The organism is Pediococcus parvulus (genome assembly GCF_007990205.1).
Lineage (GTDB): Bacteria > Bacillota > Bacilli > Lactobacillales > Lactobacillaceae > Pediococcus > Pediococcus parvulus.
Genome location: NZ_BJWE01000004.1, coordinates 21,559 through 43,969, shown reverse-complemented (window position 1 = coordinate 43,969; position 22,411 = coordinate 21,559). Strand labels below are relative to the sequence as shown.

Here is a 22,411-nt window from a genome sequence, read left to right as displayed (position 1 = left end):
AAAATTGAATACATTGTTGAAGAGGAAGGCAATCGCTTTCCTTTTTTTGTGAACGAAATGGAGGGTCTTCTCGATGATAGATCGTACTGATAATAATAAGTTTGACTTAGTTTCAAAATATAAACCGACTGGTGATCAGCCAAAGGCAATCCAGCAGTTAGTGGCTGGAATTAATACGGGTGAAAAAGCCCAAATTTTGTTAGGGGCAACTGGGACTGGTAAAACTTTTACCATTTCTAATGTGATTCAACAAGTGAACAAGCCAACACTAGTTTTGTCACACAATAAAACTTTGGCGGGACAACTCTATGGTGAGTTCAAACAATTTTTTCCTAACAATGCTGTGGAATATTTTGTCAGCTATTACGATTATTATCAGCCCGAAGCATATGTACCATCAAGCGATACGTATATTGAAAAAGACTCTTCAATTAATGATGAAATCGATAAACTGCGGCATTCAGCCACTAGCTCATTATTGGAACGGAATGATGTCATTGTGGTGGCGTCCGTTTCTAGTATTTTTGGATTAGGTGACCCAACTGAGTATAAGAACCACACTGTATCATTACGAGTTGGCCAACAAATTGAACGAAATACGTTACTTCGTCAATTGGTTGATATCCAGTTTGAACGTAATGACATTGACTTTCAACGTGGGCGTTTTCGTGTGCATGGGGACGTTGTCGAAATTTTCCCAGCATCACATGATGAAAAAGCGTTAAGAATTGAGTTTTTTGGCGATGAAATCGATCGAATTCGCGAAGTGGACGCCTTAACTGGCGAAGTTGTTGGTGACCGTGAACATGTTGCCATCTTCCCGGCAACCCATTTTATGACAAATGAAGATCAAATGGAAGTTGCCATTCAAGGAATTGAAGCAGAGTTGAAAGATCGTTTACAGGTTTTAGAGTCTGATGGAAAACTCCTTGAAGCTCAACGTTTAAAACAACGGACAACCTATGATGTTGAAATGATGCGTGAGATGGGTTACACCAGTGGTATTGAAAACTATTCGCGGTTTATGGATGGTCGCAAACCGGGAGAACCCCCATATACGCTGTTGGATTTCTTTTTAAAAGATTTCTTGACGGTGGTTGATGAATCGCATGTGACGATGCCACAAGTCCGTGGGATGTACAATGGTGATAGGGCACGTAAACAACAGTTAATTGATTATGGCTTCCGATTGCCAAGTGCGTTGGATAATCGACCGTTAACACTAAAAGAATTTGAACACCATGTGAATCAGATCGTTTACATGTCTGCTACTCCTGGACCTTATGAAGAAGAGCAAACGAATCATGTGGTTGAACAAATTATTCGACCAACTGGTTTATTGGATCCTGAAATTGAAGTTCGCCCAATTATGGGGCAGATGGATGACCTTGTGGGTGAAATTAATAAACGATCAGAATTAAATGAACGGGTCTTTGTGACCACTTTAACAAAGAAGATGGCAGAAGATTTGACTGACTATCTTAAAGAACTTGGAATCAAGGTTGCTTATCTGCATAGTGATATCAAAACGTTAGAGCGAACGCGGATTATTCGTGATTTACGAACGGGCAAATATGATGTTTTAGTCGGGATTAATTTGTTACGTGAGGGGATTGATGTACCGGAAGTGTCGTTAGTGGCTATTTTGGATGCGGATAAGGAAGGCTTTTTGCGGAATACCCGTTCTTTAATTCAGGTTTCTGGACGAGCAGCACGAAATGTTCATGGCCGGGTTATTATGTACGCAGACAGTGTCACGCAATCGATGCAAGAAACCATTGATGAAACTGCCCGCCGTCGGAAAATTCAGGAAGCTTACAACGAAAAACACGATATCACCCCCCATACGATTAAAAAATCGATTCGGGATCTTATTTCGCCAACGAAAACAACTGAAGATACAGGTAAAAAAGATGATTTCTTAGAGACTGATTTCGACGATATGTCTAAGAAAGATCAAAAACAAATGATTGATAATCTTACTGAACAAATGCGTTCCGCGGCCAAAAAATTAGACTTCGAAACGGCAGCTACATTACGTGATACAATAATGGAATTAAAAGCCGAAATAAGTTAGGGGGTATTGATTTGGCAAACGATAAAATTGTCATTCATGGAGCTAGAGCACATAATTTAAAGGATATTGATGTCACAATCCCAAAAAATAAAATGGTTGTGATTACAGGTCTTTCAGGATCAGGAAAAAGTTCTTTGGCATTTGATACTTTGTACGCAGAAGGACAAAGACGCTATGTAGAAAGTTTGTCTGCATATGCACGTCAGTTTTTAGGCCAAATGGATAAACCAGATGTTGATTCAATTGACGGGTTAAGTCCAGCCATTTCGATTGATCAAAAAACAACCTCCAAAAATCCCCGATCAACAGTTGGGACAGTGACTGAAATTAATGACTATCTGCGATTACTATGGGCGCGTGTTGGCCACCCAATTTGTCCAAATGATGGAACTGAAATTACCAGTCAATCCGTAGAACAAATGGTGGATCGTGTTTTGGAATTGCCAGAACGCACAAAACTTCAAATTATGTCACCCATTGTCCGTGCTAAAAAAGGTCAACATAAAAAAATCTTTGAAAAAATTAAGCGTGAAGGTTTTGTCCGGGTCCGTGTGGACGGTGAAATTCATGATATTGAAGAAGAACTTGATTTAAACAAAAGCAAAATGCATACCATCGAGATTGTTATTGATCGGATTGTGATCAAAAAAGGTATTCGGTCTCGTTTGTTTGATTCTTTCGAAGCTGCGTTACGTTTAAGTGGTGGATATGCTACAGCTGACATCATTGATGGAGAACCCCTTTTGTTTTCTGAACATTATTCTTGTCCAATTTGTGGATTTACAGTGGGTGAATTAGAACCTCGTCTATTTTCATTTAATGCGCCATTTGGGGCTTGCCCAGATTGTGATGGCCTAGGAGTTAAATTGGAAGTTGATATGGATTTAGTTGTTCCGGACCCATCTAAGACTTTAAGAGAAGGGGCCTTGGCGCCTTGGAATCCAATTAGTTCTCAATACTATCCAAGTTTGCTTGAACAGGCTTGTGAGGCATTTGGGATTGATATGGATACGCCATTTGAGAAGTTAAGCAGTCAGGATCAAAAAACGGTGTTACATGGTTCAAATGGCAAGCAATTTCACTTTCATTATGAAAATGATTTTGGTGGTGTTCGTGATGTGGATGTGGCATTTGAAGGGGTCATTGAAAATGTTGATCGCCGTTATCGAGAAACAAATAGTGACTTTACCCGGGATGTTATGCGGGGCTACATGCGCGAATTAACTTGTCAGACTTGTCATGGCTATCGATTAAATCGAAAAGCCAGAAGTGTTAAAGTCATGGGCGAACATATTGGTGAAGTTTCGGCGTTGCCAATTGACGATGCCATTAACTTTTTTAACCATGTTGAGTTGTCAGAGCAAGAAAGTTCGATTGCCAAGCCAATTTTAAAAGAAATTCGTGATCGCTTAACCTTCCTCAGAAATGTTGGTCTTGAATATTTAACTTTAAGCCGGGCTTCACGAACTTTGTCTGGTGGTGAGGCACAACGAATTCGTCTTGCAACTCAAATTGGTTCAAATCTTTCTGGTGTTCTGTATATTTTGGATGAGCCGTCAATTGGGCTACATCAACGCGATAATGATCGGTTAATTGGATCGCTTAAAAAGATGCGCGATCTAGGGAATACTTTAATTATTGTTGAACATGACGAAGATACAATGCGAGCGGCTGATTATTTAATCGATATTGGTCCTGGAGCTGGTGATAACGGCGGTAAAGTAATGGCTGCTGGGACACCTGCTGAGGTTGAAAAAGTACCGACTTCTTTGACTGGTCAATATTTGGCAGGAAAGAAGTTTATTCCTGTTCCACTGAAACGGCGTAAAGGAAATGGCAAAAAAATTACAATTAAAGGTGCAGCCGAAAACAACTTAAAGAAAATTAATGTCGATTTTCCGCTGGGAAAGTTTATTGCAGTAACTGGTGTTTCGGGATCTGGTAAATCTACGTTGGTTAATATGATCTTAAAACGTGTTTTGGCACAAAAATTAAATCGTAACTCAGAAAAACCAGGTAAATATCGTTCGGTTGCTGGCGTGAAAAATATTGAAAAGATAATTAATATTGATCAAAGCCCGATTGGGCGGACACCGCGGAGTAACCCGGCAACTTATACTAGTGTTTTTGATGATATTCGTGGTTTATTTGCCCAAACTAATGAAGCTAAACTACGTGGTTATCATAAGGGACGCTTTAGTTTTAATATCAAGGGTGGCCGTTGTGAAGCTTGTAAAGGTGACGGGATATTAAAGATTGAAATGAATTTCTTACCTGATGTTTATGTTCCATGTGAGGTTTGCAAAGGGAAACGCTATAACTCAGAAACGCTTGAAGTGAAATATAAAGGTAAGAGTATTGCTGATGTTCTGGAAATGACTGTCGAAGAAGCCTTGGACTTCTTTGAACCCATTCCAAAAATTCGGCGTAAATTACAGACCATTGTAGATGTTGGCTTAGGTTATGTGCAATTGGGGCAAGCTGCTACGACACTATCTGGTGGAGAAGCACAGCGAATGAAACTCGCTTCTGAACTGCATAAACAATCTGCAGGAAAAAGCTTTTATATTTTGGATGAACCGACTACTGGTTTGCATACCGATGACATCAAACGATTGCTTGATGTTTTACAGCGATTGGTTGATAAAGGCAATACGGTTCTAGTGATTGAACATAATTTAGATGTCATTAAGACAGCCGATTATCTAATTGATCTTGGTCCAGAAGGCGGGGCCGGTGGCGGTTCAATTGTAGCAACTGGGACTCCAGAGCAGGTGGCAGAAGTTAAAGAAAGCTATACTGGACAGTATTTGAAGCCGGTTTTGGAACGTGATAAGCAACGGACGATGGAAGTGTCAGAAACAAAAACAACTAATTAACTATAAAGGGATGGTGAAAGCAGTGAATCGTGAAGATGGCTGGGGATTTGATTGGTCTGAGCTAATTACCGGGATCATTTTCCTGATCGCAGGATACTTTGTTTTTCGTTTACCACAAGTGGCAATTACCAGCTTAGCTATTGTTTTTGGAATTGCCGCGGTTGTCCGTGGTATTACAATCATTGGTGGGTACCGACGTTTAAAAAGAGCAACAGGAACTAAAGCAAACTTAGCACTTGGTTTGGGAATCGTTGATATTTTTATAGGTGCGATCTTTATGTTTGATATACCGAGTGCCATTACCTTCTTAAGTTATTTGTTTGCATTTTGGTTTTTTGTTGATGTTGTTGAGCGATTGGTCGTAAGTAATCATCTGAAGATTTTTGGCAATGGTATTTATTGGTTGTCAGTTATAATTGATTTACTTCTTTTAGTAGTGGCGGTTGTACTATTAATTCGGCCGATGCTAACGATCTTGACTTTGAATGCAATTGTTGGTTTTTATCTTGTGATTTTTGGTGTAAATACAATTATTATTGCATTTGCGCGAAAAAATAAGTGAATTAAAAAAAGTCGAAGCAAATGTGATAAAGTTGCTTCGGCTTTTTTACTAAAATAGAAACAAAGACGGGTTTTACTTAAAATGGCACACCCGGTGTGCTATAATTAGGAATCACGATCGGGGGATTTAAAATGACAGATGAAAAAATGCAATTAGTCATTGTTACTGGAATGAGTGGTGCCGGTAAAACAGTAGCTATGCAAAGTTTTGAAGATTTAGGCTTCTTCTGTGTGGATAATATGCCGCCCGCATTGTTGCCAAAATTCTGGGAACTGGTGAAAGAATCTGGAAAAATCAGTAAAGTAGCATTGGTTATCGATTTAAGATCACGTGCGTTTTATGATCAAATTCTGCATATGCTAACTGATGAAAACGAAGGCTCTCCAGCTATTGAGTCCCAAATTTTGTTTTTGGATACATCAGATAAAGAATTAGTTTCCCGTTATAAGGAAACTCGGCGTTCACATCCATTAGCAATGGAAGGTCGTGTTGTGGATGGTGTTCGTAAAGAACGGGAGTTATTGGCACCAATTCGTTCAAATGCGCAATACGTCATTGATACAACGACCATGACGCCACGTGAATTACGAGAACAAATTTTTGAAACTTTTGGGACTGAAGGCACAGCTGGAAACTTCCACGTTGAAGTTGTTTCATTTGGTTTTAAATACGGTTTGCCAATTGATGCTGACATCGTGATGGATGTCCGTTTCTTGCCAAATCCCTATTATGATCCAAAATTAAAAAATAAAACTGGTTTGGATAAACCTGTTTATGACTATGTTATGAAGCAACCGGTAACGGAAAAGTTTTATAGCCATTTCATTTCGCTATTGCGTTATGTCATGCCGGGGTATCAAAAAGAAGGCAAATCAACGATTACGATTGCCATCGGGTGTACCGGTGGGCAACATCGATCAGTCGCCATAGCTCAAAGAATAGCTGATGATCTAACTGCTGATTATACTGTTCATGTTCAACATCGGGATGTGAATAAACGAAAGGAAACTGTGAACCGGTCATGACAAAGAGACAAGCAGCAAAAAACCGTCCTAAGTTTGTGGTGATTGGTGGCGGAACGGGCTTGCCCGTTATACTTAAGAGTTTAAAAAAACAAAATGCTGATATTACTGCGGTGGTTACCGTGGCTGATGATGGGGGGTCATCTGGCGTCATTCGAAATTATGTAAACGTTGTGCCGCCTGGTGATATTCGAAATGTTATTGTGGCCCTTTCTGACTTACCAAAATTGGAATTAGATATTTTTCAGTATCGTTTTAAAAGCAATGATAGCTTTTTGTCAGGCCATGCGATTGGTAACTTGATTATTGCAGCCTTGTCAGAAATGAAGTCTGGTGTTTTTACAGCAGTGCAAGAACTTTCTGAAATGATGAAAGTCGATGGGCACATTTACCCGGCTTCAAACGAACCATTAGTTTTGCATGCTGAATTTACTGATGGGACACAATTAGCAGGTGAGTCAGAAATTACGGCGGCGCACAAAACCATCAAACGGGTTTGGGTTGAGCCAACTTCTTGGAATGCTGACGAAAAGCCACATGCCGTTCAGGAAGCCATTGATGCCATTTTAGATGCTGATGAAATCATTTTAGGCCCCGGCAGTTTGTTTACCAGTATTTTGCCCAATCTTATGATTTCAAATATCGGGGATGCAGTCCTAAAAACTAAAGCTGAAGTTATCTATATTTGCAATATTATGACGCAAAAAGGTGAGACTGATAACTTTACGGATTCTGACCATGTCACAGTTTTGAACCGCCATTTAGGTCAAAACTTTGTGGATACCGTTTTGGTAAACACGGCAAAAGTGCCTGACGATTATATGGACTATAATCGTTATGATGAATATTCGACACAAGTTCGGCCTGATTTTAAAGGATTACGTGCCCAAAATTGTCGAGTTGTTTCAGATAACTTTTTGTGTTTACGTGATCATGGCGCGTTTCATGATGGGGATCGGGTTGCAGAAGAATTATTAAACGTTGCGGGTAATCCTAAGGCCTGTGATTAAATTTTGTGAAGGGAGGGATTTTCGTGTCTTATGCGAGTGAAGTAAAAAAGGAATTAACGGGGATTAAGGTACATCAACAAAACGCAAAAGCAGAGTTAATGGCGTTGATTCGTATGAATGGATCAATTAATTTGGCCCATCATCAATTAGTTCTGAGCGTTCAAACCGAAAATCCTGCCATTGCGCGCAGAATTTATGCACTGTTAAAGGATTTTTATTCCGTTGAGGGTGAACTAATTGTTCGACGCAAAATGAAATTGAAGAAAAACAATTTGTACATTGTGCGTTTAATGACAAGGTCCCAGGCAATTTTAGAGGATTTGTCAATTTTGGCCGATGGTTATCAAATTAATGAAAAGGTTCCGGATGGTTTATTAACGACGGAAGGCGAAATCCGCTCATATTTACGTGGTGCTTTTTTGGCGGGAGGCTCAGTTAATAACCCAGAGACTAGTCGGTATCATTTGGAAATTTATTCTCTTTACGAAACTCACAATGCCATGATTATGGACTGGATGAACCGTTATGATTTGAATGCTCGAGCGACGGAAAGGCGAAGTGGTTACATTGTTTATCTGAAAGAGGCAGAGCAAATCGCTAATTTCTTGTCTTTAATTGGAGCAACAAATTCAATGCTGAAATTTGAAGACATTCGGATTTTGCGTGACATGCGCAATTCTGTAAATCGACTGGTAAATTGTGAAAATGCCAATTTATCCAAAGTAGCCAATGCATCCAGTAAGCAAATTAACAATATCAGATATATTGATGAGGTTGTTGGTATCAATAGTTTGCCACCCAAACTGCAAGAGGTCGCTGAGGCTAGGTTGGCCAATCAAGAAGTGAGTTTAAAGGAATTAGGAGAATTAATTCCGAGTGGTGCAATTTCTAAGTCAGGTATTAATCATCGATTACGTAAACTCAATGAATATGCAGAAAAATTGCGAGCTTAAACTAAAAAATGGTGTGGATTTTAAAATCCACACCATTTTTGTTTGCTCAGATTACTTTAAATCTGAATTGTTTTGCATAATTGCATCGATCAGACCGTAGTCAACAGCTTCTTGGGCTGTGAAGTAATGATCACGTTCCGTATCGCGATTAATGTTCTTCAAAGGCTGACCAGAATTATCTGCCAAAATTTTGTTCAATTCTTTACGAGTCTTCAAAATTTCAGTTGCTGCAATTTCAATTTCAGTTTGTTGTCCTTGAGCACCACCGGATGGTTGGTGAATCAAAACTTCTGAATGAGGCAATGCGAAACGTTTGCCCTTTGTACCAGAAGAAGCCAGAACACTTGCCATGGATGCTGCCATTCCCATTACAATGGTTTGGACATCGGATTTGATGAACCGCATGGTATCATAAATCGCGAGTCCAGCTGTAACTACACCACCTGGTGAGTTAATGTAAAGATAAATATCTTTATCAGAATCCTGAGCGTCTAGGAATAAAAGCTGGGCAATGATTGAGTTTGCAACATCATCATCAATTGGGCCAGAGAGCATGATGATTCGGTCTTTTAGTAAACGGGAATAAATATCATAAGCACGTTCGCCACGTGATGACTGTTCAATAACTGTTGGAACTAAGTTCATAACTTAGCAACCTCCCTTTAAAATTCATCTTAATTTTATTAGCTCATCGCTAACATGTTTACAGCTTACCGCTATGGTCAAAAAAGGTCAAACAATTTAACTCAACTGAAGAAAAGTTTTTCAACGTAATCGGTTACGCTTCAAAGTCTATAATTTAGCACAAAAATAAGAATTTTGCTACTAGTAAATATTAGGCTAACAGGTAGCACGAAACATGAAATACGGCAGTGGTTACTCATGAAAACTGTATTGATAAATGAGCTGAAATCGAAGTAGATTAAGTATACGAGGAAATTTTTAAAAAATAAATTGAAAAGTTAATTTTTATACACTATAATCAAGTCGTTATAGTACAACATTTATTTAATTGAGTATGTTTGTGTACAAAATAGAATAATGTAAGTGCTATCTTTATTTGAGGTTGATAAATAGGTACATATAAAAAAAGAGGTTAGTGCTATGGCAAAAAGTTCGCGGAAACAACGTGTTGCAAATTATGAGGCAACTACAAAAGAGCATTTTAAGATGTATAAAAAAGGCAAACACTGGCTAGTGGCTGGCATAGCGGTCCTAAGTTTTGGTACAGGGGTAGTTACTTCGTCTAATGTGCATGCTGATACAAATAATAATGTGATTGAGTCTAGCACGGAAAAAAGTAGTTCAGCTAGTGTGACGGCGACTAGCGCCGCAACATCTGAGACAGCAGCTTCATCCGCGGCATCGGATTCAGATAACAGTGGTATGGCAAGGACAGGCTTTTCGTCTGCGGTAACGAATAGTGTGGCGGCAAGTGCGATGTCATCCGGTTCTGTTGCATCCAAAAGTTCAAATACAAGCAATAGCGGCATAGCTTCAAATACTTTAGGTACATCAAGTATGGCATCTCAGAGTTCCGAGGTAGCAAGTGGTGCACCAGTCAGTGAAACGAATGATTCTAGTCAAGCATCAGATGATAGTGTGACACAAAGTAGCAGTAGATTAGGTGCAGAAAGTGCGTCATCGGAAGCAAGTGACCTCACAAATGAGTTAACAGGTAGTGCTGATACGCCAACAACTGATACCACCATCACTGCGGATCAGCAGAAAGCTATTAATAATTTAATTGCTTTAGGAAAAGACAACGGGATTGATTTGTCAAATATAAGTGAATCTAGTTTGCTGGCCGCTGCTTGGGATACTAAAACGAATACGGTAAATTCATACTATACTGATATGTTACCGTTATAGCCAGATTTTGTACTGGCTGCTCTTAAAGGTATGGATGAATCAAACAATTTAAATGCTGTTCAACATACCGGATATGCAGTTAATCCATACAATTATACTGACAAATCTGCAGTAACGGTTGATATTGGTCAAGGAACCATTACAGTAAATAAGTTAAATGGCGTCTCAAGTACAGATGAACAATATACTAGCTTAGCAAATGATGATACGATTACCATTAGTGATTTTTTCAGAGATTACTTCGGCAATGGTTAGCAATATTACACAAACTGATGAAAAAATTGTTTTTACTTTAACTAACGAGGGGTTAAACCTGCTCACTAGTGGTAATTTTAGTGCGATTTTGGCTTTTCAGATGGTTAGTGCTGATAATACTGCCGGTTATGTTGAGGTCTTTGGTGTGACTGCACCGATATCAGTGGGCGTTACTGGTATTGCTGATACAGCGAAGAATACTGAAGGCATTGAGGAGACTGGTACAATTGGAACAAATCAACTTTATTATGCAGTTGAGACAGCCTTGGCTAACGACAATCTCCCACAAGATGATAAGTGGAGTAGCAAAACTGGTTCAATTTTATTGCCTAATGGTACTTTAGCTGTTAATTTAAAAGAATTGTCAGGTTTTCAAATTGATTTGACTAAAAATAAATTGATTCCAACAAACTCGATTCCAATTAGTAGTGAATTTTGGACAATTTCTCAGAATAGTGATGGCGACTATATTGCAACATTTACGGGTACTTTTTATAACAATCCGAATCCCGTTAAACCAAGTGAAGCTAATAATTGGCATTTTGGTTATACTCCGGTAGCAGCTGTAGGCATCAGTTATACAGGTGTACCGGCAACCGTAACTGTTCATTATGAAGATGAAAATGGTGTTGCAGTTGCAACTGATGAAGTGTTAACTCAAGGGACTGTATATGGAACCTACAAAGCAGATGCACCAACAATTCCGGGCTATGAAATTGATACGGATACGCCAACTTCTGGGGAGATTACTGATCCTAATCAAGTAGTCACTATTAAGTATATTGCAGATGCACAAACGAGTGATGTGCAGTACGTTGATGACGACAATAATGATGTGCAAGTTGGCGCATTGGTTCCTATTAATGGAACTACTAATGAAACTGTCAATTGGAATACGAGTGACAGTATCCCGTCAGGTTATCAACTAGCCGAAAATCAAGTGGCAAATGGTACTTATACTTTTGGCGCAAGTGACAACGCAAATGTGGTAGTTCATTTAGTTCATGTGCATACGATAAGTAATGAAAAGAATACAACTGATACGGTAACTTACGCGGGGATTGATGGGGTGAGTCTCACTAGTAATTCAGTCACAATTCAGTGGACATCTGATACTGACGAGGTAACAAAGGACGTTGTTTGGACAAGTGATGCAAGTACTACAACAATTCAAACCCCTATAATTTCTGGATATTCTCCTGATAAGTCACAGGTAGTCTTTACAAATGTAACTGAAAAAGATGGAGAGCCAGCTAATCAAACGCAGGAAGTTATATATACCGCAACCAATCATGGTTACACAGTGACACCGGTTGATCCAACAGGTAAGCCGATTACAGGGACCGCACCTAGTCAAGAAACAGGTGTCACTGGACAACCAGTGACAGTGCCAAATGTGCCCGGATATCAGGTAACAGCAATACCTCTAATTCCGGATACTGATTCAGAAGTGAAAGTTGTGTATGTACCTATTTCAAAAAATATTACACAACATAAAGGTAACAAGCCAAGCTCAAATTTCATTAAGCATTCTTCTACCAAAGCTAACGTAGCGAAAAAACTTGCAGAATCTAGAACGCTTAGCCAAGAAAAAGTGGAACGAACTGCAAAGGTTAAAAGAACCGGTAAAAGTAATAGTGAAACTTCTATTTTGCCTCAAACAGGTGAAAAAGAAACAAATATTTTTGTTCTTATAGGTTATGAACTTCTTATTCTACTTGGCCTTTTTGGGACTTTAGGAAAGCAACGTAAACAGCATAATTTAAAATAGTATTTTTTGAATCTTGGTTCTAAATAATAATCGCTCCATAGGTGATTGGAAATGTCATCTATGGAGCGATTATTTTATCAGTGTCGTTCATTGTTATTCTTGTACCACAATTGATTTCAGTTGACTTATTATAGTTAGTGTTAAATAATAGATTGAATTATGAACACCCTTTCAATGGTGAAACAGTGCTTGTTTTACAGAATCAATCTAATTTCAGGGTACAAAAAAATGCGCCATGCGGGAGTCGAACCCGCGTTTCGAGAACCGGAATCTCACGTGCGATCCACTACACTAACGGCGCAAATTACCTTTTAATTTTACTGTATTAATATTAAAAACACAAGTTTATTTAATCGAGGTGATTAGTTTGGCGCTTCAACAAGGCCTTCATCAGCAACAAAAACAAGTTCAACGGTTAGCAATGACGCAAACTTTACAACAATCAATCCAGATTCTGCAATACAACGTTGAAGAATTACAAAACTTTTTAAACCAGAAGGCACTTGAGAATCCATTAATCACTGTGACGACTAATCACGATGATTATATGAATAGTTCACGACAAAATTCTTCAAGCCAATCAGTTGATGAAAATTACATGAATCAAATTCCAGATGATACACGTCAGTCACTTTTTGAATATTTATTGGATCAAGTGCATTTAACGATGCGTGACACACCCTTACGTAATTTAGTTTTGTTCTTAATAGAATCCATTGATAATAATGGTTATCTAAAAATGCCAATCGAAGAGGCGATGGAAAAAACTGGGGCTAATAAAGTGGACATTGTCGATGCTGTTACGTTGATTCAACAGCTAGATCCTCCAGGTGTTGGTGCAAAGAATCTTCAAGAATGTTTGCTACTGCAAGCAGAGAATGATGACTGGGCACCAAAGGCGGCAGTAGAAATTCTAAGAGATAACTTTGACGAACTCGCCAATCGAAAATGGCAGGCAATAGCTAAAGAGCAGAATGTGACGCTGGAGGAGATTCAAACTGTATTTGATTACGTGCGCACACTGACTCCTAAACCGGGTGCTTTATTTAATTCGGAAGGTTCGCAATATATTTTTCCGGATCTAATTGTAAAAAATGAAGCAGGAAAGTTAAGCATTTATACATCAAGAGCAGCAAAACCCAAAGTTCGTTTTCAAAAAAAATATTTTCAGCAAATGTTGCAACGTAAGGACGACGAAGTAACAGATTATGTAAAAGAAAAGAAACGAGAATTTGACTGGATATCTCGTAGTTTGGATCAACGAGAGAGTACTATTCTCCGGGTGGGAAAAGTATTACTGGAATATCAACAAGATTTTTTCCTTGAAAAAACCAAAGAATTGCGTCCACTGTTATTACAGGATGTTGCGTTGAAACTGGGGTTACATGAATCCACAATTAGTCGTTCAGTCAACGGGAAATATTTACAAACTCGTTTTGGAACTTTTGAATTAAAGTCATTCTTTAGTAGTGCGGTTGCAAAGACAGATGCATCTCCAGAAGGGTTATCAGTAGATTCCGTTAAGAGACTGCTTCAGAAGTTTATCCATGAGGAAAATAAAAGCAAACCACTGTCAGATGCAAAAATTGTTAAGAAACTTGCAGAAAAAAATATTGAAGTTTCAAGAAGAACGGTAGCTAAATATCGGGAAAGCTTGAACATTGCATCCTCTTCAACACGTAAACGTTATGAATAGTGTTAATTAAGGACCGACAGCGAATTTTTCTAGGCTTTGAGTTGCAATAGTGGCTGTCTCCTGATATAATTCAATATGTAAGTAAGGGGTATACAACTGAAGTAGTTCAGGTCTGTATGCCATTTATTTTGAATCTGTCGGGTCACTAAATGACACATATGGACGTCAAACGTCCCGACTGGGAGCAATGATCATGCAAAACGAGTTGAAATGGCTGGAAGCCATCGCACCAGATATGGTAGATGTGTTTTTGAAGCGTTTTTCGGTTCTACGGACGATCGCTTTAATGGCTCCCATTGGCAGACGAGGCTTATCGGTTCATCTTAATATGAGTGAACGTGGGTTAAGAACTCATACTGATATGCTTAGACAGTTGGACTTGATACAGTCGTCACCCGCCGGAATGACATTAACTAGGGAAGGCCGTTTAGTTTTAGACGGTTTGAACGATATGGTTAATGATATGCTTGGTTTACAGCAGTCAGAAAGAGACTTAGCAATGTTGCTAAACATTGATCGTTGTTTTATTGTTTCTGGAGATTGTGATGCCCAAGACAGGGTGTTTGATAGTTTGGGAGGAATTCTAAACGATACACTTGCAAAAATCTTGCCAGAGGGTAATAATGTAATAGTGGTTATGGGTGGTAACACAATGGCACAAGTTGCTAAAGAGTTTTCACCAGAATTATCCACAAAACGCCAACTCACATTTGTTCCTGGGCGTGGTGGTATGGGACAATCACTTGCGATGCAAGCTAATACAGTTTGTGCAATTATGGCGGAACGGACACATGGTGAGAGCCAGTCAATGTATCTGCCAGAAAAGTTGAGTGAAAAAAGTTACCAGCCGTTGCTAGAAGAACCAAGTGTTCAGTTAGTTCTTCAATTAATTGAGCAAAGTAACGTTGTGATTCATGGCATTGGACGAGCCGATGAGATGGCTGAGAGACGAGAGGTTGATCCAAACATTCTCCAACTTCTCGAGCAAAAGAAAGCAATCGGAGAAGCCTTTGGTTGTTTTTACAATCAGCAAGGTGACATCGTCTATCGGGTACCTCGAATTGGGTTACAATTAGAGCGTATCAATTCAATAGATCATGTTTTTGCGGTTGCAGGCGGGCATACAAAAGCGCAAGCAATTCGTTCTTACATGAATTTAGCACCACATCAGACATGTTTGATGACTGATGAAGGTGCAGCAAACTTGATTTTAAAAAAGTAATATTTGTTTACAAATATCACTTTTTAAAATAAAAAAATTATTTTTTTACTTTCCTAAAGGAGGAAATCTTAGTATGACTGTAAAGATTGGTATTAATGGTTTTGGACGTATCGGTCGTTTAGCTTTCCGTCGTATTTATGAATTAGGCGCAAAGTCAAATGATATCGAAGTTGTGGCTATCAATGATTTGACAAGTCCAGCAATGTTGGCACACTTATTGAAGTATGACTCAACACATGGTACTTTCCCTGGTGAGGTTAGCGCAACAGAAGACTCCATCATCGTTGATGGCAAGAAATACCGTGTTTACGCAGAACCTAAAGCACAAGATATTCCATGGGTTAAGGATGACGGTGTTGACTTTGTTCTTGAATGTACAGGTTTCTATACATCAAAGGCAAAATCACAAGCTCATTTGGATGCTGGCGCAAAACGTGTTCTGATTTCTGCTCCTGCTGGTAACGACCTTAAGACTGTTGTTTACAACGTTAATGATGACGTTTTGACTGCAGATGACAAGATTGTTTCTGCTGGTTCATGTACAACAAACTGTTTAGCACCTATGGCTTACTTCTTAAACCAAGAATTTGGTATTGAAGTAGGTACTATGACAACAATCCATGCTTACACAAGTACACAAATGTTACTTGATGGCCCAGTTCGTGGTGGAAACTTACGTGCTGCTCGTGCTGCTGGTGTTAACACAATTCCTCATTCAACTGGTGCTGCAAAGGCTATTGGTCTTGTAATCCCAGAATTGAATGGTAAATTACAAGGACATGCACAACGTGTTGGTGTTGTTGATGGTTCATTGACAGAATTAGTATCTATCTTAGGTAAGAACGTTACTGCTGACGAAGTTAATGCTGCAATCAAGAAACATACTGAAAACAACGAATCATTTGGTTACAACGAAGACGAAATCGTATCTAGTGATGTTATCGGAACTACATTCGGTTCAATCTTTGACCCAACACAAACTGAAGTTACAACCGCTGGAGACAAACAATTAGTTAAAACTGTTGCTTGGTACGACAACGAATATGGCTTCACTTGCCAAATGGTACGTACTTTATTGAAGTTTGCTACTCTCTAGGATTAAATTAATCTTTAAGTTTGCAGATTTCAAAACCGTCTAACGGTTTAAGGCGGAGGGAGGCAAACTTCCTCCGCCTTTTTTAATTTAAAAATACATGAAATTTCTTAAACAGGAGGAATTAACTTTGGCTAAATTAACAGTTTCAGATTTAGACGTTAACGACAAAAAAGTTTTAATGCGTGTTGATTTTAACGTCCCTGTAAAAGACGGTGTAATTGGTGATGATAACCGTGTTGTGGCTGCATTACCAACCATCAAATATATTATTGAACATAATGGTAAAGCTATCTTGTTCTCACATCTTGGCCGTGTAAAGACTGAAGATGACAAGAAGGCTTTAACAATGCGTCCAGTTGCACAACGTTTGTCAGATCTTTTGGGCAAACCTGTAACTTTTGTACCAGCAACTCATGGCAAACAATTAGAAGATGCCATTGCTGATATGAAAGATGGCGATGTTCTTTTGTTTGAAAACACTCGTTTTGAAGATCTTGACGGCAAGAAGGAAAGCGGCAATGATGCTAAGTTAGGTCAATACTGGGCTTCACTTGGTGACGAGTTTGTAAATGATGCTTTTGGTACAGCTCATCGTTCACATGCATCCAACGTTGGTATTTCAACAGCTATGAAAGCTGCTGGTAAACCAGTTGCAGCTGGTTTCTTAATGGAAAAGGAAATTAAATTCTTAGGAAACGCTGTTGATAATCCAAAGCATCCATTCGTTGCTATTTTGGGTGGTGCTAAGGTTTCTGACAAGATTGGTGTTATTGATCACTTACTTGATAAAGCTGATAAAGTTATTATCGGTGGTGGTATGACATATACCTTCTATGCAGCTAAGGGCCTTAAAATTGGTAATTCACTTGTTGAAAAAGACAAGATTGATTTAGCAAAACAAATTTTGGCTAAAGCTGGTGACAAGATTGTGCTTCCTACAGACAATGTTGTTGCTGAAAAGTTTGATAACGATGTGCCAAACAAAGTCGTTGAGGGAGATATTCCTGATGGCTACATGGCTCTTGATATCGGACCTAAATCAATCAAGGCATTTGAAGATGTTTTGAAAGATGCTAAAACAGTTGTTTGGAATGGCCCAATGGGTGTATTCGAAATGAGTAACTATGCTAAAGGAACTCTTGAAGTTGGTAAGTTCTTAGGCACATTATCTGACGCAACTACAATTGTTGGTGGTGGTGATTCAACTGCTGCTGTTAAACAACTTGGTGTTGGCGACAAGTTAACTCATATTTCTACTGGTGGTGGTGCTTCCCTTGAGTACCTTGAAGGAAAAACATTACCAGGAATTGCAGCTATTTCAGATAAATAGGCAAATAGTGAGCTTGAAAACCAATTCAGGCTCTTTGCTGTGAAATGACTGAGATTTGTTATCAATGAAAGGAAGTATTATTGTGCGTACACCAATTATTGCTGGAAACTGGAAAATGAATAAGAACCCTAAGGAAACAACCGAATTTGTCAACGCTGTTAAAGCAGATTTACCTGCAAGCGACAAAGTTGAATCAGTTATCGGTGCTCCTGCAGTTGATTTACAAGCTTTATTAGATGCCGCTAAAGGCTCTAACCTAAAAGTTGCTGCTGAAAACAGTTATTTTGAAGACGAAGGTGCTTTTACTGGTGAGACTTCACCTAAAGTTCTTTCTGAAATGGGCGTTGATTATGTAATTATCGGCCATTCAGAACGTCGTCAATATTTCAAGGAAACTGACGAAGACATCAACAAAAAAGCTAAAGCAATCTTTGCTAACAACATGTTACCAATCATTTGCTGTGGTGAAACTTTAGAACAACGTGAAGCTGGCCAAACAAATGACTGGGTTTCAGGCCAAATCACAAACGCTCTTAAGGGCTTATCTGCAGACCAAGTGGCATCACTTGTAATTGCTTACGAACCAATCTGGGCTATTGGAACTGGTAAAACAGCTTCAAGTGATCAAGCACAAGAAGTTTGTCACGTACTTCGTGAAACTGTTGCTAAGTTATATGACCAAACAACCGCTTCTAAAGTTCGTATCCAATACGGTGGTAGTGTAAAACCTGCTAACGTGAAGGAATTAATGGGTAAAGAAGACATCGATGGTGGATTAGTCGGTGGTGCAAGTCTAGTTCCTGACTCATTCTTGGAATTAGTTAACTTTAATGCTTAATTTTAGAGCAGTTTTGTAATACAATTGATCTGTAACAGAATTTACTAAATTTAGTGAGGAGAAATTACAATATGTCACTTATTACTGATATTTATGCACGTCAGGTTTTAGATTCACGTGGTAATCCAACTGTTGAAGTTGAATTATATACAGAAGATGGCGGCTTTGGCCGTGGAATCGTTCCTTCTGGTGCTTCAACTGGTGAACATGAAGCTGTTGAACTTCGTGATGGCGACAAGAGCAAGTTCATGGGCCAAGGCGTAACCAAGGCTGTGGAAAATGTTAACAAGTTAATTGCTAAGGAAATCGTTGGTTATGAAGTAACTGACCAATTAGCAATTGACCAAGCTATGATCAAGCTTGATGGTACACCAAACAAGGCTAAATTGGGTGCTAACGCAATCCTTGGTGTTTCTTTGGCTGCTGCACGTGCTGCTGCTGATGAACTCCAAATTCCTTTGTATAACTACTTAGGTGGATTCAATGCACACGTTTTACCAACACCAATGTTGAACGTTATCAACGGTGGAAAACATGCAAACAATGATGTTGACTTCCAAGAATTCATGATCATGCCTGTTGGTGCACCAACAATTACAGAAGCAATTCGTTGGTCATCAGAAACATTCCACAACTTAAAGAACTTGTTAAACGAACAAGGATACTCTACAGCTGTTGGTGATGAAGGTGGATTTGCTCCTGACTTGAAGAACAATGAGGAACCATTTGAAATCCTTGTTGAAGCTATCAAGCGTGCTGGTTACAAACCAGGTAAGGATATTGCAATTGCCTTTGACTGTGCTGCATCAGAATTCTACAATACTGAAACAAAGAAGTATGACTTAAAGGGTGACGGCAAGTCATATACTGCTTCAGAATTTGTTGACTTACTTGACAGCATTGTTGACAAATACCCAGTTGTTTCCATCGAAGATCCTTTGGATGAAAACGAATGGGAAGATTGGCAAATGGCTACTGAAAAACTTGGTAAGAAAGTTCAGATCGTTGGTGATGACTTGTTCGTTACAAACACTGACTACCTTGCTAAGGGAATCAAGATGGGCGTTGGTAATGCTATCTTGATCAAGTTGAACCAAATTGGTACATTAACAGAAACTGTTAATGCTATCGAAATGGCTAAAGAAGCTGGCTATACAGCAATCGTTTCACATCGTTCTGGTGAAACAGAAGATACAACAATTGCTGACTTAGTTGTTGCTTTGAACGCTGGTCAGATCAAGACTGGTTCAATGAGCCGTACTGAGCGTATTGCTAAGTACAACCAATTGATGCGTATTGAAGATCAATTAGGTGAAGTTGCACAATACAAGGGTATCCATGCATTTTACAACTTAAGCGAACAAGCACGTAACGCAATTACAAACAAGTAATTCTACGTTTACCAACTAGTTCATTAAGAGTCATTCGGTTTATACCGAATGGCTCTTTTTTGGGTTTGCTAATAAGTAAAAAAGTGTAAAATAGAATAAAAAGCCGTGAAGAAGGTAAACAATATGCAGGAGAACTTATCTTTATTTGATTTTGACGAACAGCAGGAGGCGGTACTGATGCCTGGCCATGATGGTCCATTTCAGTTTCATGCAAAAGCTATTTTTCCTTTTTTAAGTGATAGCGACATTTTGCAATTTGTGACGACGCATAATGGTAAACAAATCGGTATTTTTGAAACGATTACAAAAACTTTTCCTGTATACGAATGCTTGTACCAAAATGAGCTTCTTACGGTTGCTCAAGCGCCATTAGGGGCACCAGCAGCGACACAATTTTTAGATTTCTTAATTTATTTTGGCGTACGGCAAGTTATCAGCGTCGGTAGTTGTGGGGTTCTAGTAGATATACCAGAAAATAAATTTCTGGTTTCAACGGTGGCGTTACGCGACGAAGGGACTTCTTTTCACTACGCACCTAAGAGCGACTTCATTAAATTGAATCAATCCGTTATCAGCACTATCGAGCAGAGTTTAAAAGAGCACCACTTAAACTTTCATGAAGTACAAACGTGGACGACAGACGGATTCTTTCGGGAAACGCCCAAAGTTATTCAAAAACGAAAGGCACAAGGTTGTGAAGTTGTAGAAATGGAGTGTGCGGCATTGGCGGCATGTGCACAATTTCGAAAAGTAGACTTTGGTCAAATTTTCTTTATAGCCGATTCTTTAGCAAATTTGAAAGCTTATAATGAACGAAGTTGGGGTGCCCAGTCGCAAGAAAGGGGCCTAACACTTGCCGCCGAATTAGTACAAGCACTTTAAATTACAGGGAACGGAGCAATCACATGGTAGAGAACTACATATTATCAATTGATGAGGGAACCACCAGCACGCGGGTGATAATCTTTGATCATCAAGGTCAAAAGGTGGTTGATGCTCAACGTGAAATCCCACAAAACTTTCCTAATCCTGGGTGGGTTGAACATGATGCGAACGAAATTTGGGACGCTGTGTTATCAACGATTGCCGACGCCCTGATTAAATCACGAATTCGGCCTTCGCAAATTAAAGGAATTGGAATTACTAACCAGCGGGAAACCACAGTCATTTGGGATAAGAAAACAGGGTTGCCAATTTATAATGCGATCGTTTGGCAATCACGGCAAACGGCAGATATTGCCAATGAATTGATTTTGGCTGGTTATCAGCAAGAAATTCATCAAAAAACAGGTTTAATTGTGGATGCATATTTTTCAGCTACCAAAATTCGCTGGATTCTTGATCATGTACCTAATGCTCAGAAACGAGCAGAAAATGGCGAGTTGCTATTTGGCACCATCGACACTTGGCTGGTTTGGAAATTAACTGGTGGCGAGGTTCATGTGACTGATTATTCCAACGCCAGCCGGACAATGCTATTCAATATTCACGACTTAAAGTGGGATTCAGATATTTTGAAACTACTTAATATTCCACGGGTGCTCTTACCCAACGTAAAATCAAACTCAGAAATTTATGGGTACACAAAAGATTATCATTTTTTTGGTAGCGAAGTGCCAATTTCTGGTATGGCAGGAGATCAGCAGGCAGCTTTATTTGGGCAAATGGCGTTTGAACCTGGCATGGTAAAAAATACGTACGGTACCGGTGCATTTGTGGTGATGAATACCGGCAAAAAGCCTCAGTTGTCTGATCATAATTTACTGACCACTATTGCTTATGGCATTAATAATCAAATTTATTATGCACTTGAGGGCAGTATATTTGTGGCCGGGTCTGCTATTCAGTGGCTGCGTGACGGTATGCAATTACTCAAGAATTCTGCCGATTCTGAACAAGCGGCCAACGCATCTACTGATCGAAATGAAATTTATGTGGTGCCCGCATTTACCGGACTTGGGGCTCCGTATTGGGATTCAGTGACGCGTGGAGCCGTGTTTGGGATCACCCGTGGAACCACGAAAAATGATTTTATAAAGGCAACTTTACAGTCGCTTGCTTATCAAACGCGTGATGTTGTGGATACGATGAAGCACGATGCTGACGTTAAGATACCTATGCTTAAAGTTGATGGTGGGGCTTCACATAACAACTATCTAATGCGATTTCAAGCGGATATTTTAGGAATTGAAATTGACCGAGCGGCGGATTTGGAAACGACGGCTTTAGGAGCGGCTTTTTTAGCAGGACTAGGTGTTGGGTTTTGGAAAAATATTGAAGATATCAAAAGCATTTATAAAACGGGCCAAATCTTTTTGCCTGATATGAATGAAGAGGAACGCCAGAACCTTTATTCCGGTTGGCAAGAGGCTGTGCAAGCCGCACAATTATTCAGGCATCAACCATATCGAAAAAAGTGAAACGAAAGACAGTGGCA

General features: G+C 39.3%; 18 protein-coding genes and 1 tRNA gene. 17 read left to right on the top strand and 2 right to left on the bottom strand.

Annotated features, from left to right (window positions below; all coding sequences use genetic code 11):
• Nucleotides 1-73 precede the first annotated feature (73 nt).
• The 6 genes from uvrB to whiA all read left to right on the top strand — a co-directional run bounded on the left by uvrB (nt 74) and on the right by whiA (nt 8,503).
• Nucleotides 74-2,077 carry an excinuclease ABC subunit UvrB gene (gene uvrB / locus PPA04_RS01960; RefSeq protein WP_057784351.1) on the top strand — a complete coding sequence of 668 codons (2,004 nt, stop codon included), beginning with the start codon at nt 74-76 and terminating at the stop codon, nt 2,075-2,077.
• An 11-nt stretch (nt 2,078-2,088) separates the two neighbouring features.
• Complete coding sequence (uvrA, locus tag PPA04_RS01955; protein ID WP_057784352.1) at nt 2,089-4,956, top strand: excinuclease ABC subunit UvrA; 2,868 nt, start codon at nt 2,089-2,091, stop codon at nt 4,954-4,956.
• Between the two features lie 22 nt (nt 4,957-4,978).
• Nucleotides 4,979-5,518, top strand: a complete 540-nt coding sequence (locus tag PPA04_RS01950) for an HdeD family acid-resistance protein (protein WP_229923046.1) — start codon at nt 4,979-4,981, stop codon at nt 5,516-5,518.
• Between the two features lie 131 nt (nt 5,519-5,649).
• The gene (gene rapZ, locus PPA04_RS01945; protein ID WP_057784354.1) at nt 5,650-6,543 is read left to right on the top strand and encodes an RNase adapter RapZ; all 894 of its coding nucleotides are present in this window, start codon (nt 5,650-5,652) and stop codon (nt 6,541-6,543) included.
• Nucleotides 6,540-7,550 (top strand): gluconeogenesis morphogenetic factor MgfK, encoded by a 1,011-nt coding sequence (gene mgfK / locus PPA04_RS01940; RefSeq protein ID WP_057784355.1) that lies wholly within the window; start codon nt 6,540-6,542, stop codon nt 7,548-7,550. Before rapZ ends, mgfK begins: the two co-directional genes overlap by 4 nt.
• Nucleotides 7,551-7,573: 23 nt before the next feature.
• Nucleotides 7,574-8,503, top strand: a complete 930-nt coding sequence (gene whiA / locus PPA04_RS01935; RefSeq protein WP_057784356.1) for a DNA-binding protein WhiA — start codon at nt 7,574-7,576, stop codon at nt 8,501-8,503.
• Between the two features lie 51 nt (nt 8,504-8,554).
• Here the strand turns inward: whiA and clpP are convergent, their stop codons facing one another.
• Complete coding sequence (gene clpP / locus PPA04_RS01930) at nt 8,555-9,148, bottom strand: ATP-dependent Clp endopeptidase proteolytic subunit ClpP (RefSeq protein ID WP_147206683.1); 594 nt, start codon at nt 9,146-9,148, stop codon at nt 8,555-8,557.
• Nucleotides 9,149-9,607: 459 nt separating this feature from the next.
• Here clpP and PPA04_RS01925 point away from each other — a divergent pair, with 459 nt between their 5' ends.
• From PPA04_RS01925 to PPA04_RS01915, 3 genes are read left to right on the top strand one after another with little or no spacing between them, the layout of a single operon-like run.
• The gene (locus tag PPA04_RS01925) at nt 9,608-10,375 is read left to right on the top strand and encodes a KxYKxGKxW signal peptide domain-containing protein (protein WP_057784269.1); all 768 of its coding nucleotides are present in this window, start codon (nt 9,608-9,610) and stop codon (nt 10,373-10,375) included.
• Nucleotides 10,376-10,405: 30 nt separating this feature from the next.
• A complete protein-coding gene (locus tag PPA04_RS01920; protein ID WP_057784271.1) occupies nt 10,406-10,630 on the top strand; it encodes a hypothetical protein in 225 nt (74 codons plus the stop codon).
• Entirely contained in the window at nt 10,623-12,401 is a 1,779-nt protein-coding gene (locus tag PPA04_RS01915) for a MucBP domain-containing protein (protein WP_057784273.1), read from the top strand. Before PPA04_RS01920 ends, PPA04_RS01915 begins: the two co-directional genes overlap by 8 nt.
• Before the next feature lie 229 nt (nt 12,402-12,630).
• Here PPA04_RS01915 and PPA04_RS01910 read toward each other — a convergent pair.
• A tRNA-Arg gene (locus PPA04_RS01910) sits at nt 12,631-12,702 on the bottom strand.
• A gap of 66 nt (nt 12,703-12,768) precedes the next feature.
• On the opposite strand from PPA04_RS01910, the gene rpoN reads away from it, so the two are divergent.
• From rpoN to glpK, 8 genes are all read left to right on the top strand, one after another.
• Nucleotides 12,769-14,097, top strand: coding sequence for an RNA polymerase factor sigma-54 (gene rpoN, locus PPA04_RS01905; RefSeq protein WP_057784275.1), 1,329 nt, complete (start codon nt 12,769-12,771; stop codon nt 14,095-14,097).
• 193 nt (nt 14,098-14,290) lie between these two features.
• Nucleotides 14,291-15,319, top strand: a complete 1,029-nt coding sequence (locus PPA04_RS01900; protein WP_057784277.1) for a sugar-binding transcriptional regulator — start codon at nt 14,291-14,293, stop codon at nt 15,317-15,319.
• Between the two features lie 73 nt (nt 15,320-15,392).
• The gene (gap, locus tag PPA04_RS01895; protein WP_057784279.1) at nt 15,393-16,415 is read left to right on the top strand and encodes a type I glyceraldehyde-3-phosphate dehydrogenase; all 1,023 of its coding nucleotides are present in this window, start codon (nt 15,393-15,395) and stop codon (nt 16,413-16,415) included.
• A gap of 127 nt (nt 16,416-16,542) precedes the next feature.
• The gene (locus PPA04_RS01890; protein ID WP_057784281.1) at nt 16,543-17,745 is read left to right on the top strand and encodes a phosphoglycerate kinase; all 1,203 of its coding nucleotides are present in this window, start codon (nt 16,543-16,545) and stop codon (nt 17,743-17,745) included.
• An 82-nt stretch (nt 17,746-17,827) separates the two neighbouring features.
• Nucleotides 17,828-18,583, top strand: coding sequence for a triose-phosphate isomerase (gene tpiA / locus PPA04_RS01885; protein WP_057784283.1), 756 nt, complete (start codon nt 17,828-17,830; stop codon nt 18,581-18,583).
• A gap of 71 nt (nt 18,584-18,654) precedes the next feature.
• Nucleotides 18,655-19,974 carry a phosphopyruvate hydratase gene (eno, locus tag PPA04_RS01880; RefSeq protein WP_057784285.1) on the top strand — a complete coding sequence of 440 codons (1,320 nt, stop codon included), beginning with the start codon at nt 18,655-18,657 and terminating at the stop codon, nt 19,972-19,974.
• A gap of 123 nt (nt 19,975-20,097) precedes the next feature.
• Nucleotides 20,098-20,856, top strand: coding sequence for a nucleoside phosphorylase (locus PPA04_RS01875; protein WP_057784287.1), 759 nt, complete (start codon nt 20,098-20,100; stop codon nt 20,854-20,856).
• Nucleotides 20,857-20,879: 23 nt separating this feature from the next.
• Nucleotides 20,880-22,394 (top strand): glycerol kinase GlpK, encoded by a 1,515-nt coding sequence (gene glpK / locus PPA04_RS01870; RefSeq protein ID WP_057784288.1) that lies wholly within the window; start codon nt 20,880-20,882, stop codon nt 22,392-22,394.
• Nucleotides 22,395-22,411 lie beyond the last annotated feature (17 nt).